14 protein-coding genes are annotated in these 14,575 nt (G+C 64.4%); 10 read left to right on the forward strand and 4 right to left on the reverse strand.

Annotated elements, in window-relative coordinates:
* Window positions 1–127 precede the first annotated feature (127 nt).
* On the reverse strand, window positions 128–2,152 hold the full coding sequence (locus VEI45_RS14085; protein WP_324854172.1) for a prolyl oligopeptidase family protein: 2,025 nt from the start codon (window positions 2,150–2,152) through the stop codon (window positions 128–130).
* 65 nt (window positions 2,153–2,217) lie between these two features.
* Here VEI45_RS14085 and adh point away from each other — a divergent pair, with 65 nt between their 5' ends.
* The 7 genes from adh (at window position 2,218) to VEI45_RS14120 (ending at window position 7,666) form a co-directional block, all read left to right on the forward strand.
* The gene (gene adh / locus VEI45_RS14090) at window positions 2,218–3,741 is read left to right on the forward strand and encodes an aldehyde dehydrogenase (protein ID WP_324854174.1); all 1,524 of its coding nucleotides are present in this window, start codon (window positions 2,218–2,220) and stop codon (window positions 3,739–3,741) included.
* A 13-nt stretch (window positions 3,742–3,754) separates the two neighbouring features.
* A complete protein-coding gene (locus VEI45_RS14095; RefSeq protein ID WP_324854176.1) occupies window positions 3,755–4,243 on the forward strand; it encodes a DUF779 domain-containing protein in 489 nt (162 codons plus the stop codon).
* A 28-nt stretch (window positions 4,244–4,271) separates the two neighbouring features.
* On the forward strand, window positions 4,272–4,550 hold the full coding sequence (locus VEI45_RS14100; RefSeq protein WP_324854178.1) for a putative holin: 279 nt from the start codon (window positions 4,272–4,274) through the stop codon (window positions 4,548–4,550).
* Between the two features lie 46 nt (window positions 4,551–4,596).
* The gene (locus tag VEI45_RS14105) at window positions 4,597–5,178 is read left to right on the forward strand and encodes a hypothetical protein (protein WP_324854180.1); all 582 of its coding nucleotides are present in this window, start codon (window positions 4,597–4,599) and stop codon (window positions 5,176–5,178) included.
* A gap of 33 nt (window positions 5,179–5,211) precedes the next feature.
* Window positions 5,212–5,916, forward strand: a complete 705-nt coding sequence (locus VEI45_RS14110; RefSeq protein ID WP_324854182.1) for a helix-turn-helix domain-containing protein — start codon at window positions 5,212–5,214, stop codon at window positions 5,914–5,916.
* Between the two features lie 74 nt (window positions 5,917–5,990).
* Window positions 5,991–7,388: a dihydrolipoyl dehydrogenase gene (gene lpdA, locus VEI45_RS14115; RefSeq protein ID WP_324854184.1), complete on the forward strand. Its 1,398-nt coding sequence runs from the start codon at window positions 5,991–5,993 to the stop codon at window positions 7,386–7,388.
* A 5-nt stretch (window positions 7,389–7,393) separates the two neighbouring features.
* Window positions 7,394–7,666, forward strand: a complete 273-nt coding sequence (locus VEI45_RS14120; RefSeq protein WP_324854186.1) for a hypothetical protein — start codon at window positions 7,394–7,396, stop codon at window positions 7,664–7,666.
* A 7-nt stretch (window positions 7,667–7,673) separates the two neighbouring features.
* Here the strand turns inward: VEI45_RS14120 and VEI45_RS14125 are convergent, their stop codons facing one another.
* Window positions 7,674–8,219 carry a carboxymuconolactone decarboxylase family protein gene (locus VEI45_RS14125; protein ID WP_324854188.1) on the reverse strand — a complete coding sequence of 182 codons (546 nt, stop codon included), beginning with the start codon at window positions 8,217–8,219 and terminating at the stop codon, window positions 7,674–7,676.
* Window positions 8,216–9,631, reverse strand: a complete 1,416-nt coding sequence (gene ramB, locus VEI45_RS14130; protein ID WP_324854190.1) for an acetate metabolism transcriptional regulator RamB — start codon at window positions 9,629–9,631, stop codon at window positions 8,216–8,218. Before ramB ends, VEI45_RS14125 begins: the two co-directional genes overlap by 4 nt.
* Before the next feature lie 191 nt (window positions 9,632–9,822).
* Between ramB and VEI45_RS14135 the strand changes: the two genes are divergently transcribed.
* The 3 genes from VEI45_RS14135 (at window position 9,823) to VEI45_RS14145 (ending at window position 13,252) form a co-directional block, all read left to right on the forward strand.
* Window positions 9,823–10,626, forward strand: a complete 804-nt coding sequence (locus tag VEI45_RS14135) for an acyl-[acyl-carrier-protein] thioesterase (protein WP_324854192.1) — start codon at window positions 9,823–9,825, stop codon at window positions 10,624–10,626.
* A gap of 263 nt (window positions 10,627–10,889) precedes the next feature.
* On the forward strand, window positions 10,890–12,176 hold the full coding sequence (aceA, locus tag VEI45_RS14140) for an isocitrate lyase (RefSeq protein ID WP_324854193.1): 1,287 nt from the start codon (window positions 10,890–10,892) through the stop codon (window positions 12,174–12,176).
* A 221-nt stretch (window positions 12,177–12,397) separates the two neighbouring features.
* Entirely contained in the window at window positions 12,398–13,252 is an 855-nt protein-coding gene (locus tag VEI45_RS14145; protein WP_324854195.1) for a 3-hydroxybutyryl-CoA dehydrogenase, read from the forward strand.
* 256 nt (window positions 13,253–13,508) lie between these two features.
* Here VEI45_RS14145 and VEI45_RS14150 read toward each other — a convergent pair whose 3' ends face one another.
* Entirely contained in the window at window positions 13,509–14,414 is a 906-nt protein-coding gene (locus VEI45_RS14150) for a cyclopropane mycolic acid synthase family methyltransferase (protein WP_324854197.1), read from the reverse strand.
* Window positions 14,415–14,575: the final 161 nt, after the last annotated feature.

The raw sequence follows: 14,575 nt of genomic DNA on the forward strand, positions 1-14,575 counted from the left end.
GCGCCCGCGCCCTGGACTGCGGTACCGGTGACCACCTTCCTGCAGCCCGGCGCTGCGAACAGTGCCGCCGCCGCGACCGTCGCAGACAGCATGCACGGCCGTCGGATTGCACCGCACCTCACTTTTGTCACCTGGTCTGTCGAGTGTGCAGCATCCGCCACAGGAACGAGAAACTCAGCGCCGCCTTGAACGCGATCTGCGCGTTGTCGGCAGCACCGGCGTGGCCGCCCTCGATGTTCTCGTAGTACCAGACCCGATGGCCCGCGGCTTCCAGTGCCGCCGTCATCTTGCGGGCATGGCCCGGATGCACTCGATCGTCACGGGTAGACGTGGTGATCAACACCGCCGGGTAGTCGATGTCGGCCGAAATGTTGTGGTAAGGGGAGTATTCGGCGATGAACTCCCAATCATCGGGATTGTCCGGGTCGCCGTACTCGGCGACCCAGGACGCGCCCGCCAGCAGCAGATGGAAGCGGCGCATGTCCAGCAACGGCATCTGGCACACGAGCGCGCCGAACAGCTTCGGGTACTTGGTCAGCATGATGCCCATCAGCAGCCCGCCGTTGCTGCCGCCCTGTGCACCGAGTTGCTGCACAGTCGTGATGCCGCGGTCCACCAAATCGGTTGCCACCGCGGCGAAGTCCTCGGCGACCAGGTGACGGCCCGCGCGCATCGCCTGAGTGTGCCAGCCGGGGCCGTACTCGCCACCACCGCGGATGTTGGCCAGCACATAGGTGCCGCCGCGTGCCAGCCAGAGCCGGCCCAATACGCCGTCGTACCCCGGGGTTCGGGCCACCTCGAATCCGCCGTAGCCGCCGAGCAGTGTCGGACCGGGCCCGGTCGCATCACGCGGACGCACCACGAAATACGGGATCGAGGTGCCATCCTGCGATGTCGCGAAATGCTGTGCGACGGTCATGCCTTCGGCGTCGAAGAAAGCCGGCGTGGATTTGATCTGTTCCAGCGGTCCGTCGACAGGCCCCTGCAGGAGCCGTGACGGCGTCGTGAATCCACTGGAATCCAAGAAGATTTCGTTGCCAGTGTCGTCGGCGGCGGCGATCACGGTGTTGGTGTTGGCCGGCACGTCGGTCACCGGCCGACGCTGCCAGGTGCCCGGAGTGACGATCTCGACGCGACTGGCCACGTCGACCAGCGTGACCACCACGAGCCGCTCGCGGGTCCACGCGTAGTGGAGCAGGCTGGTGTGCTCGTCGGGCTCGAACACAATTCGCAACTGTGCTGTACCGGCCAGGAATTCGTCATAGTCGGCGGCCAGCAACGAGCCAGCGGCATAGCTGGCGCTGCCGGTGACCCAGTCGGTACGCAGCTCGATCAGCAACCACTGCCGGTGAACCGACACCGACGCATCGGTGGGCGCGTCGATGCGGATCAGCTCGTCACCGCGCAGCTCGTAGACCTGGTCGTTGAAGAAGTCCAGGGCCCGTCGCAGCACCGTCCGCTCGAAGCCGGGCGTGCGGTCTACCCCTGCGGTCACGATCACGTCGCTGGGCGAGCCTTCGAACACCGTCTGCGCATCCTCCACCGGTTGTCCGCGGCGCCATCGTTTGACGATCCGCGGGTAGCCCGAGTCGGTCAGCGAGCCTTCGCCGAAGTCGGTGCCTATCAACAGAGTGTCGGGATCGACCCAGCTGGTTCCGGACTTGGCCTCGGGCAGGGCGAACCCCCCGTCGACGAATCCGCGCGTGGCCATGTCGAATTCACGCACGATAGCGGCGTCCGACCCGCCACGGGACAGGCTGATCAGGGCCCGGGTGTGATCGGGTTCGATAACGTTGGCGCCGGCCCACACCCAGTTTTGATTGTCAGCTCGGCTCAGCTCGTCTAAGTCCAACAGCACATCCCAGTCCGGCTTATCGCTGCGGTAGCTGTCCAAAGTGGTGCGCCGCCACAGCCCGCGCGGGTTGGCGGCGTCGCGCCAGAAGTTGTAGAGATAGTCGCCGCGACGGCGCACGTAAGGAATCCGGGCATCGGTGTCGAGCACCTCGAGCGCTTCGGTGCGCATTCGCTCGAACTCCTCGCCGGAATACTCGGCCACTGTCGGCTCGTTGCGGGCGCGCACCCAGTCCAGCGGCTCCTCGCCGAGGATGTCCTCCAGCCACAGATAGGGGTCTTCGGGGCCGTGGCTCGTCATAGAAGAGATTGTGACGGCGGCGGTAGTGTGAGCTGTGTAACACCGTCAAACGAGGAGCTGATCCCATGACCGTCTATGCACGTCCGGGTTCCGCGGGGGCGCTGATGTCGTACGAATCGAGGTACGGCAACTTCATCGGGGGCGAGTGGGTTGCGCCGGTGGGCGGCCGCTATTTCGAGAATCCGACACCGATCACCGGACAGGCGTTCTGCGAGATACCGCGCTCCGACGAGGCCGACGTCGACAGGGCGCTCGACGCCGCCCACGCCGCTGCACCGGGGTGGGGTAAGACCGCGCCGGCCGACCGGGCGGCGATCCTGAACAAGATCGCTGACCGCATCGAGGAGAACCGCGAGTCGCTGGCGCTCGCCGAAGTCTGGGACAACGGCAAACCGATCCGCGAGGCGCTGGCCGCCGACATTCCCCTGGCGGCGGATCATTTCCGTTACTTCGCCGCGGCGATTCGCGCCCAAGAAGGTTCGCTGAGCCAGATCGACGAGGACACCGTCGCCTATCACTTCCACGAGCCGCTGGGCGTCGTGGGGCAGATCATCCCGTGGAACTTCCCGATCCTGATGGCTACCTGGAAGCTGGCGCCGGCGCTGGCGGCCGGCAACGCCGCGGTGCTCAAGCCCGCCGAGCAGACCCCCGCGTCGGTGCTGTACCTGATGTCGTTGATCGGCGACCTGCTGCCGGCCGGCGTGGTCAACGTCGTCAACGGGTTCGGCGCCGAGGCCGGTAAGCCGCTGGCGTCCAGCAACCGCATCGCCAAGGTCGCGTTCACCGGCGAAACCACCACCGGGCGGCTGATCATGCAGTACGCGTCGCAAAACCTGATCCCGGTCACCCTGGAACTTGGCGGCAAGAGCCCCAACATCTTCTTCTCGGACGTGATGGCCGCCAACGACGACTTCCAGGACAAGGCGCTGGAAGGGTTCACCATGTTCGCCCTCAACCAGGGCGAGGTATGCACCTGCCCGTCGCGCAGCCTGGTCCAGGCCGACATCTACGACGAGTTCCTGGAACTGGCGGCCATCCGCACCAAGGCCGTCCGGCAGGGTGACCCGCTGGACACCCAGACGATGATCGGTTCGCAGGCCTCCAACGACCAGCTGGAAAAGGTGTTGTCCTACATCGAAATCGGCAAAGATGAAGGCGCGAGGATCCTGTGCGGCGGGGAGCGCGCCGAGCTGGGCGGTGACCTGTCCGGCGGCTACTACGTGCAGCCGACCATCTTCGCCGGCAATAACAAGATGCGGATCTTCCAGGAGGAGATTTTCGGGCCGGTGGTGGCGGTGACGTCGTTCAAGGACTACGACGACGCGATCTCGATTGCCAACGACACCCTCTACGGCCTGGGCGCGGGGGTGTGGAGCCGCGACGGCAACACCGCCTACCGGGCGGGCCGCGACATCCAGGCCGGGCGGGTGTGGGTCAACTGCTACCACGTCTACCCGGCGCACGCGGCGTTCGGCGGCTACAAGCAATCCGGTATCGGTCGGGAGAACCACAAGATGATGCTCGACCACTACCAGCAGACCAAGAACCTGATGGTGTCGTATTCACAAAAGGCGCAAGGGTTCTTCTGATGAGGTTCTTCTGATGACGCCGCGGGTGGTGCTCACCGCCGCTGCCGCCGGGCTGCTCGGTGAGCTGCAGCACCGGCACGGCCCGGTGATGTTCCATCAGTCCGGCGGCTGCTGCGATGGCTCGTCGCCGATGTGCTACCCGGACGGTGACTTCATCGTGGGCGATCGCGACGTCCTGTTAGGCGTCTTGGACGTCGGCGCCGGGGTGCCGGTGTGGATCTCCGGGCCGCAGTTCCAGGCCTGGAAGCACACCCAGCTGGTCATCGACGTAGTGCCCGGCCGCGGCGGCGGGTTCAGCCTGGAAGCACCCGAGGGGATGCGGTTTTTGTGCCGCGGCCGTGCCTTCAGCGACGCCGAGAACGCGGAGCTCGGGGCGACCCGGGTGATCACCGGGGCCGACTATGAGCGCGGCGAGCGCCCGCCGGCACGTTCACCGGTGATGGCTACTGCCGCTGACGCGTGCCCAGTACCCGCAGGGCGCGCCGCGCAGGTGCAGGGATAGCAGGCGGCCGCGGCAGTATCGTCAAAGCGTGATACCGCTGCCACGACCTTGGCTGCTGACCAGCGCGATATTGGTCGGCGTCGCAGTCGGGTTGCTGGGTGGAACAGCCGCGCTGACCGTGGATCACGCGCACATGCGCTCAGACGTCGCGATCGCATTGGTGGTCGGATTCCCCAGCGCCGTCGGTCTGCTGGTGACCCTGCTGTCCCGGCGCCGATGGCTGACGGCGCTGGGCGTGTTCATCCTGGCGCTGGCGCCGGGATGGTTCGGTGTGCTCGCGGTGATCGAGGTGACGACCCCTGCCTGAAGACGACCGTGTGGACAGCGCATCACTCCCGAAGGCCGAGCCGCACATGCCGACCTTCGACACCGGCACGCACCCCACACCCAAACCCGAGCTCACTGAACCGGAACCGTCGGCGCGGCGACGCCGATGGTGGCGGCGGCGGTCGGACAGTTCGGCGATCCAGACAGCGGATGAGCCGGCGAGCAGCGCTGCCCCGGCGACTGAGGCCGCGACGGGCGATGCGCCGCTCTCCGGCTCGCTGCACGCGCCGGCGCCGCCGATCACGGTGCCCGGCCGGTATCACTACCTGAAGTGGTATCACTACCTGAAGTGGTGGAAGTTCATCTTGACGCTGCTGGCGGTGTGGGTTCCGGCGGCGACGATCGGTGTCGGCCTGTTCTACTGGTGGACCCACGACAATTCCATCCACAAAACCGCGGTTGTCTTCGTTGTCTTGGTCTATGTCGTCGTGTGCACGGTCGCAGGCTTGATGCTGGCGATGGTGCCGGACCGGCCGCTGGTGTCAGCGTTGGCGATCGCGATGATATCGGCGGTGTTCGCTTCCGTCGTCGCCGCGGCCCCGTTCTACGGGGCGTTCTACTGCGACCACAGCCAGCGTCCTTGCCTGATGGGCATCATCCCGCACTGAGCCAGTCGACGGAGGCTATGCAAGGCTGACGGGGTGAGCGACAGGTCGGCCTCGTATACCCCGGCCGATTCGGACCTAGCCTCAATCGCTGACCTGATCGAAGATCCAGCCAGGGCCGCCATGCTCGCGGCCCTGGTCGGTGGCCGGGCGCTGCCGGCGGGGGAGCTGGCTCGGCAGGCCGGGGTGCACCCCGCCACCGCCTCCAGGCACTTGCGCCGACTAACCGAAGGCGGGCTGATCCGGGTCCGAGTGCAAGGCCGGCATCGATACCACGAGATCGTCAACCCGGAGGTGGCCACCGTGCTGGAGGCCATCGCCCACATCGCGCCGCCGGCGCCGATCCGCTCGCTGAGTCAACATCGCGCCGCCTGCGCCCTGTTCGAGGCGCGGACGTGCTACGACCACCTTGCCGGACGCCGCGGCGTGGAACTTCGCCACCGCCTGCTGGCCACCGCGGCCATCCGCTGCCTCGACGACCGGGACCACGAGCTCACCGACCGCGGACAGTATTTGCTCGACGAACTGGGCATCGACCTGGCCACGCTGAGGGCAAGCCGACGGGTGTTCGCCCGCTCATGCATCGACTGGACCGATCGCAGGGTCCACCTGGCCGGAGCGCTGCCCGCCGCGATCACCAGCGTGTTCCTCGCCCGCGGATGGCTTGCCCGCGGGCCGGGCCGCAGCCTGCGCGTCGCCGGCGGCTACGACGACTACGTCGAAAAATGGCTCGCAAGCTGACGAGGAGGCCGAGCCACTAGGGTAATGACCCACGGTGCTGTCAGTGAGAAGTCACCGCCCACTAGTGTGGGCTCGTGACTTCTCACTACGACGTTGTTGTTCTCGGAGCCGGACCCGGCGGATACGTGGCGGCCATCCGCGCCGCGCAGCTGGGATTGAATACGGCCGTCGTCGAATCCAAGTACTGGGGCGGAGTCTGTCTCAACGTCGGCTGCATCCCGTCGAAGGCCTTGCTGCGCAACGCCGAACTCGCCCACATCTTCACCAAGGAAGCCAACACCTTTGGCATCGGCGGCGATGCGACCTTCGACTACGGCGTCGCTTACGACCGAAGCCGGAGGGTGGCCGAGGGCAGGGTCGCCGGTGTGCACTTTCTGATGAAGAAGAACCAGATCACCGAGATCCACGGATACGGCAGATTCACCGATGCCCACACGCTGTCGGTCGAACTGAATGACGGTGGTACCGAGACGGTCACGTTCGACAACGTCATCATCGCCACCGGCAGCAGCACCCGGCTGGTTCCCGGCACGTCTTTGTCGGCCAATGTCGTCACCTACGAAGAGCAGATCTTGTCCCGAGAACTCTCGGAGTCGATCATCATCGCCGGCGCCGGGGCCATCGGCATGGAATTCGGCTACGTGCTGCAGAACTACGGCGTCGACGTGACCATCGTCGAATTCTTACCGCGCGCGCTGCCCACCGAAGACGCCGAGGTATCCAAGGAGATCGAGAAGCAGTTCAAGAAACTCGGCGTCAAGATCCTCACCGGCACCAAAGTCGAGTCGATCGCCGACGACGGATCCGTGGTCACCGTGACTGTCAGCAAGGACGGCCATACGCAAGAGCTCAAAGCGCAGAAAGTGTTGCAGGCCATCGGGTTTGCGCCCAATGTCGAAGGCTACGGCTTGGACAAGGCCGGTGTTGCGTTGACCGACCACAAAGCCATCGGGATCACCGACTACATGCAGACCAACGTCTCGCACATCTACGCCATCGGCGATGTCACCGGATTGCTTCAGCTGGCGCACGTCGCCGAGGCTCAGGGTGTCGTCGCGGCCGAAACCATTGCCGGCGCAGAGACTTTGGCACTCGGCGACTACCGCATGCTGCCCCGCGCGACGTTCTGCCAGCCGAATGTTGCCAGCTTCGGGCTCACCGAGGAGCAGGCCCGCGACGAGGGCTACGACGTGATGGTCGCCAAGTTCCCCTTCACCGCCAACGCCAAGGCGCACGGCGTGGGCGACCCCAGCGGTTTCGTCAAACTCATCGCCGATGCCAACCACGGCGAGCTGCTCGGCGGACACCTGATCGGCCACGACGTCGCCGAGTTGCTGCCAGAGCTGACGCTGGCGCAGAAGTGGGACCTGACCGCAAACGAGTTGGCGCGCAACGTCCATACCCACCCGACGATGTCGGAGGCGCTGCAAGAATGTTTCCACGGACTGGCCGGGCACATGATCAACTTCTGACCGCGATGCGTACCGAGTCGATTTGGACCGCCATTGGCGGAGTGATCGTCGGCTATGTCCTGTGGCTAGTCGCGATCTCGATCGGCGACGCCCTCACCACGGTGAGCCTGTGGAGTCTGGTTGTGCTGCTGGTCTCGGCGGCGTTCGCACTGTGGGCGGTCTTACGGGGACAGCGGCTGCGGCGGCAGCAGAACTATGCGCTGGCGTCGTTTGTCTTCGCGTTGCCCGTTCTTCCGGTACTGCTGTCGGTGGGCGTGCTGGTCCGCACCTACGTATAAGCGGTTGCTATCGTGGGTTGTCCAGCGGGATTTCGAGGGCTGACATCGTCGCGGCCAGACCGTCGTATTGGCCTGCGAGCATGCAGAATTCGATGAGTTGACGCCGATCGAGGTAAGCCGACAGCTGCTGCCAGACCTCGGCGCTGATCGAGCGGTTGTTGATGAACTCGTCGGTGGCGGCCAGCAGCGCACGCTGCCGGTCGGACAGCCCGCCCGTGGCGTCAGGCCAGGCGAAGATCATCTCCTGGGTCTGATCATCGAGCCCGCGACGGCGCCCCATCTTGCGGTGATGCTGCAGCTCGTATTCCGAACCGCGCAGGTGAGCGACTCGCAGGATCACCAACTCGGTGTCGGCGAGTGGTAAGCGGCCCCGCAGCAACAGCGCGGAATAGGGCATCATTGCCAAGAACAGCCGCTTGTGCTGACCCAGCGTCGCGAACAAATGCATCTGCGGAGCGCCGACGGTACGGGCGGCGGACTTCGCCAAGATCCAATTGATCAGTCCCAGATCGCCGATCCTTCCGGAAGCGGGGATCCGGCCGACTTCATTCATGTTTGCTTCACCAGGTATGGCGACACCGTGCTGCGGTGCTCGTCGAGGTCGAGGGCGCGGCCCAGAGCGGGGAACGCCCGCTGGGGGCAGTTGTCGCGTTCGCAGACCCGGCAGCCCGCGCCGATCGGCGTGGCGATATCCCCGGACAAGTCGAGTCCTTCCGAGTAGACGAGCCGATGAGCGTGGCGGAGTTCGCAGCCCAGGCCGATCGCGAAGGTTTTACCGGGCTGACCATACCGTGATGCCCGCCGCTCCACGGTGCGGGCCACCCACATGTAGTTGCGGCCGTCGGGCATCTGGGCGATTTGCACCAGGATCTTGCCCGGGTTGGCGAAGGTCTCGTAAACGTTCCACAGCGGGCAGGTGCCGCCACTGGACGAGAAGTGAAAGCCGGTGGCCGACTGGCGTTTTGACATGTTTCCGGCCCGGTCTACCCGAATGAAGGAGAACGGCACACCCCGCATCGACGGCCGTTGCAGCGTGGACAGCCGGTGTCCGATGGTCTCGTAGCTCACCGAGTAGAAGGCCGAGAGCCGCTCGACGTCGTAGCGGAAGTTCTCCGCGACGTCGTGAAACTGCCGGTACGGCAGCACCGCGGCCGCGGCGAAGTAGTTGGCCAGCCCGAGCCGGGCCAGCGTGCGCGACTCGTCGCTGGTGAACTTGCCCTCGGTGACCATGCTGTCAATGAGGTCGCCGAACTCCAGATATGCCAGCTCGGTGGCAAGCTTGAACACCTGCTGGCCGGACGAGAGGTGGTTGCTGATCTCCAGCGTCTTGGTCGCCGGGTCGTAGCGGTGCAGCACGGTGTCGCCGAGGTCGATGCGTTTGTTGATGTACACGCCGTGCACCTCGGTGAGCCGGCGGGACAACTCGCCGGCCAGATCACCGTGGTGCAACCGCATCCGCGTGGTCAGATCCTCGGCGGCGGTGTCCAGCTCGTGCAGATAGTTCTGCCGCTGGTAGAAGTAATCCCGCACCTCTTCATGCGGCATGGTGATCGACCCGCTGCCGCTACCGTCAGAGAACCGTTCCTCGGTGGCGGCGGCCAACTGGGCGGTGGTGATCCGGTAGCGGCGGTGCAGGTTGACCATGGCCCGCGCAAACCCTGGGTGCCCGTTGACGATCTCGGCTACTTCGGACAGGTCGACGTCGATGTCCAGATCGCGGTCCATTGTCACCTCACGCAGTTCGGCGACCAGCCGGGTGTCGTCTTGAGAGGCGAAGAACGTGGCGTCCACCCCGAAGACTTCGGTGATCCGCAACAGCACGGCCACCGTCAGCGGACGGACGTCATGCTCGATTTGGTTGAGATAACTCGGCGAGATCTCCAGCATCTGGGCCAGCGCGGCCTGGCTGAAGCCGCGCTCGCTGCGCAGCTGGCGAACACGGGATCCGACGAACGTCTTGGACACCCGCCCAGCCTACCGGCGTTGCGAAGACAAGGTTTGCAGAGTTGGCACGACGCTCTGGATTGGCGCCGCCGCGAGGTCGTTTGGCATGATCCTTGCTTGGGGGAACCTAAGCTAGGCCAGCTAGCAACCAGGGATTATGTCGCGTTGCGGAGTGAGAAGGCCCAGCATGAGACGTAGCGTGGAGTGAAACCGTGAGCCTGGACAAAGTGATGATGCCGGTCCCAGACGGTCATCCTGACGTCTTCGACCGTGAGTGGCCGCTGCGCGTCGCCGACATCGATCGCGAGGGTCGGCTGCGCTTCGACGCGGCCGCCCGTCATATCCAGGACATCGGCCAGGATCAGTTGCGCGAGATGGGGTTTGAGGAAACCCATCCGCTCTGGATTGTCCGCCGGACCATGGTCGACCTGATCCGTCCAGTCGAGTTCGGCGACATGCTGCGGATGCGTCGATGGTGTTCGGGCACATCGAACCGCTGGTGTGAGATGCGGGTCCGCATCGACGGGCGCAAAGGCGGGCTGATGGAGTCCGAGGCCTTTTGGATCAACATCAACCGCGATACCGAGATGCCGTCGCGGATCGCCGACGACTTCCTCGAGGGCCTGCGGAAAACCACTGATATCGACCGGCTGCGGTGGAAGGCCTATCTGAGCGCCGGCAGTGGTGACCTGAGAACCGGAGCCGCGGAGATCCACGAGTTTCCGGTTCGGGTGACCGACATCGACCTATTCGACCACGTGAACAACTCCGTGTACTGGAGTGTGATCGAGGACTACCTCGCATCGTGCCCGGAGCTGCTCAAAGCGCCGCTGCGGGTAACCATCGAGCACGACGCCCCGGTGGCGCTGGGCGACAAGCTCGAGATCATCTCCCACGTGCATCAGCCCGGATCAACCGATCGATTCGGCGCTGACCTGGCTGATCGCACTGTTAGAACGCTCACATATGCCGTCGGCGACGAGACCAAAGCGGTCGCGTCGATCTTCGCGCTATAGCAGTACGGCCGTCACGCAAACTTGTGTATTGACCTGCGCGTTTATGTTACTGACCGGTAGTTTCTGAAACGGTTCAGTTTCAGCCCACCTTCGCAAGCTTTGCAAAATTGCGCGAAGTCCTAGCCAAAGTTGGCAATGGAAATGGGTGGACCTGCGAAGCTAACCTGTGCCATCTTCGACTTAGCAGGTCAGCAAAGATGCTGAGGGAGTTAACAAGCCTGGAAATCCGGGACCCTCGGCTCAACAACCTTGAGGAGCAGCGCATGTCCAGCGTTGGCACGCCGAAGAGCGCCGAACAGATCCAGCACGACTGGGCCACCAACCCGCGCTGGAAGGACGTCACCCGTACCTACAAAGCCGCCGACGTCGTCGCCCTGCAGGGCAGCGTGGTCGAGGAGCACACGCTGGCTCGCCGCGGCGCCGAGGTGCTGTGGAACCAGTTGCACGACCTGGAGTTCGTCAACGCGCTCGGCGCGCTGACCGGCAACATGGCGGTGCAGCAGGTGCGCGCCGGCCTGAAGGCCATCTACCTGTCCGGTTGGCAGGTCGCCGGCGACGCCAACCTGTCCGGCCACACCTACCCCGACCAGAGCCTGTACCCGGCCAACTCGGTGCCGCAGGTGGTGCGCCGCATTAACAACGCGCTGCTGCGCGCCGACGAGATCGCCAAGGTCGAAGGCGACACGTCCGTGGAGAACTGGCTCGCTCCGATCGTCGCCGACGGTGAGGCCGGCTTCGGTGGCGCGCTCAACGTCTACGAGCTGCAGAAGGCCATGATCGCCGCCGGTGTCGCGGGTTCGCACTGGGAGGACCAGTTGGCTTCGGAGAAGAAGTGCGGTCACCTCGGTGGCAAGGTGCTGATCCCGACCCAGCAACACATCCGCACGCTGACCTCCGCCCGCCTGGCAGCCGACGTCGCCGGGGTGCCGACGGTGGTCATCGCCCGCACCGACGCCGAAGCGGCCACGCTGATCACCTCCGACGTCGACGAGCGCGATCGCCCATTCATCACCGGTGAGCGCACCGCCGAGGGCTTCTACCGAGTGAAGAACGGCCTGGAGCCGTGCATCGCTCGTGCCAAGGCCTACGCGCCGTACTCCGACCTGATCTGGATGGAGACCGGCACGCCGGACCTGGAGCTGGCCCGCAGGTTCGCCGAGGGCGTCAAGAGCGAGTTTCCGGATCAGATGCTGGCCTACAACTGCTCGCCGTCGTTCAACTGGCGCAAGCACCTCGACGACTCGACCATCGCGCGGTTCCAAAAAGAGCTTGGCGCAATGGGATTCAAGTTCCAGTTCATCACGCTGGCCGGCTTCCACGCGCTCAACTATTCGATGTTCGACCTGGCCTACGGCTACGCCCGCAACCAGATGAGCGCCTACGTCGAGCTGCAAGAGCGCGAGTTCGCCGCTGAGGAGCGGGGTTACACCGCGACCAAGCACCAGCGTGAGGTCGGTGCCGGTTACTTCGACCGCATCGCCACCACGGTGGATCCGACCTCGTCGACGACGGCTCTGGCCGGCTCGACCGAAGAGGGGCAGTTTCACTGAGAACGAGCGGCTTGCCCGCGAGGTCGAAGTGAAACCAACGGCTTCAGCCACTGAGAACGAGCGGCTTGCCCGCGAGGACGAAGTCGAACCGATGGCTTGAGTCACTGAGCTCCTGAGCGGTTGATCCCGCGAAGTTGACAGCACAGGCCCCGCCCGGCGAACCTGGGCGGGGCCTGTGCCTATCCGCCGGGTAATGGGACCGCGGAGCCTTAAGGAGAAACGTGCCGATCGAACGAGTGGGAGTCATCGGGGCTGGCCAAATGGGTGCCGGCATTGCCGAAGTATCGGCCCGCGCCGGGGTTGACGTGCTCGTCTACGAGCCGACCGAGGCCCTCACCAATGCCGGGCGCAATCGGATCGTCAAATCCGTCGAGCGCGGTGTCAGTGCCGGAAAGATCACCGAACGCGAGCGCGACGCTGCGGTCGCCAAGCTGAAGTTCACAACCGATCTCGCCGAGCTGGCCGACCGGCAGCTGGTCATCGAGGCAGTGGTCGAGGACGAGGACGTCAAGACCGCGATCTTCGCCGAGCTGGATCGGGTGATCACCAACCCGGACGCCGTCCTGGCGTCCAACACGTCGAGCATTCCGATCATGAAGGTCGCTGCTGCCACCGCCAATCCGGGCCGGGTGTTGGGTCTGCACTTCTTCAACCCCGTTCCGGTGCTGCCCCTGGTGGAGTTGGTCAGCACGCTGGTCACCGACGAAGCCGCGGCCGCTCGCACCGAGGAGTTCGCCAGCGCGGTGCTGAAGAAGCAGGTTGTGCGGTGCTCGGATCGATCCGGCTTCGTGGTGAACGCATTGCTGGTGCCCTACCTGCTTTCCGCCATCCGGATGGTCGAGGCCGGCTTTGCCACCGTCGAAGATGTCGACAAGGCAGTTGTTGCCGGGCTGTCGCATCCGATGGGGCCGTTGCGGCTATCCGATCTGATCGGCCTGGACACCCTGAAGCTGATCGCCGATAAGCTGTACCAGGAATTCAAGGAGCCGCATTACGGCGCGCCGCCACTTTTGCTGCGGATGGTGGAGGCGGGTTTGCTGGGGAAGAAATCCGGCAAGGGGTTCTACTCTTACTGAGGTTCTACTGCGTCCGTCGACTCATGTCCGGCTACCGAGTTGCAATGGGCGCCAGGCCTTTCCGCCGTGCTGCCCGCTTCCAGCTACGGTTTTGTGCACGGGACGGGGCCTATTCGATAGGTGCATTGCTGGATTGAATGGGTTAAGGCTGTTCTGCGAAGAGTCGCAAGCTATCTACGACCTTTCTGCTGCGCCGATTTCTTCCGCCGGGGAATCAGCGAGGTCACTCAGTTCGCCCTGACCAAGTAATCGCCGGTTAGGCGGCTGGTTTTTCCATGGTGAACTGGCACACGTTGGTGTAGCCGTCGCGGAACAGCTCCCGGCAACCGGTCAGGTACTTCATGAAGGTGTTGTACTCGTCTTCGCCTTTCAACTCGATCGCCTCTTCCTTCTGCGCTTCCAGCCCCTTGGCCCAGGTGTCCAAGGTGCGCACGTAGTTGTGCCCGATCATGTGATGACGGGTGATGTCGAAGCCGGCCGCGGTCGCGTATTTGTCGACAACGGAAATTGTCGGTAACCGGCCGCCGGGGTAGATCTCCTTCCGGATGAAGCTGATGAACCGTATCAGCGACATCGTTCGCTTCAGCCCCATCTGCTGGCCTTCTTCTTCAGTGGGCACCACAATCGAGTGCAGCAGCATGACGCCATCGTCGGGCAGCACGTGGTAACACATCTTGAAAAAGTCGGCGTATCGCTCGAAAGTGCCTACGCCGTCGGCGAAGTGCTCGAACGCTCCCAGCGACACGATACGGTCGACCGGTTCGTCGAACTCCTCCCAGCCGTGCAGTCGCACATCCTTGATGCGCGGAGAGTTCATCTCGGCGAACTTCTCCTTGTTGTGCGCCAGCTGATTTTCGCTCAACGTCAACCCGATCACGTCGACGTCGTACTTCTCGATCGCCCGCCGCATGGTGGAACCCCAGCCACAGCCGATGTCGAGCAGCGTCATCCCGGGCTGCAGACCCAGCTTGCCCAGCGACAGATCGATTTTGGCTAACTGCGCCTCTTCCAGGGTCATGTTGTCGCGCTCGAAGTAGGCGCAACTGTAGGTCATCGACGGATCGAGCCACAGCTTGAAGAAGTCGTTAGACCGGTCGTAGTGCGACTGGATGTTGTCGACGTTCGGCGCTAGAGCCGCTTCACCTGCGTTGTCGCTCGTCATCATGGCGAACCTATACCCCTCGTCAGGCCGCGGCAATCACCCCGACGGCCAATAGCTGTGTTCAGTCTCCGGCGACCTGTTGGGACCGGATCTAGGCTTTATTCGGAGTCGCGGCGGGTACCAGACTGGTGCAAAGAGCTTTGAAGCCCTAGAGGAGGTGA

It is taken from the genome of Mycobacterium sp. (assembly GCF_035623875.1).
Lineage (GTDB): Bacteria > Actinomycetota > Actinomycetes > Mycobacteriales > Mycobacteriaceae > Mycobacterium.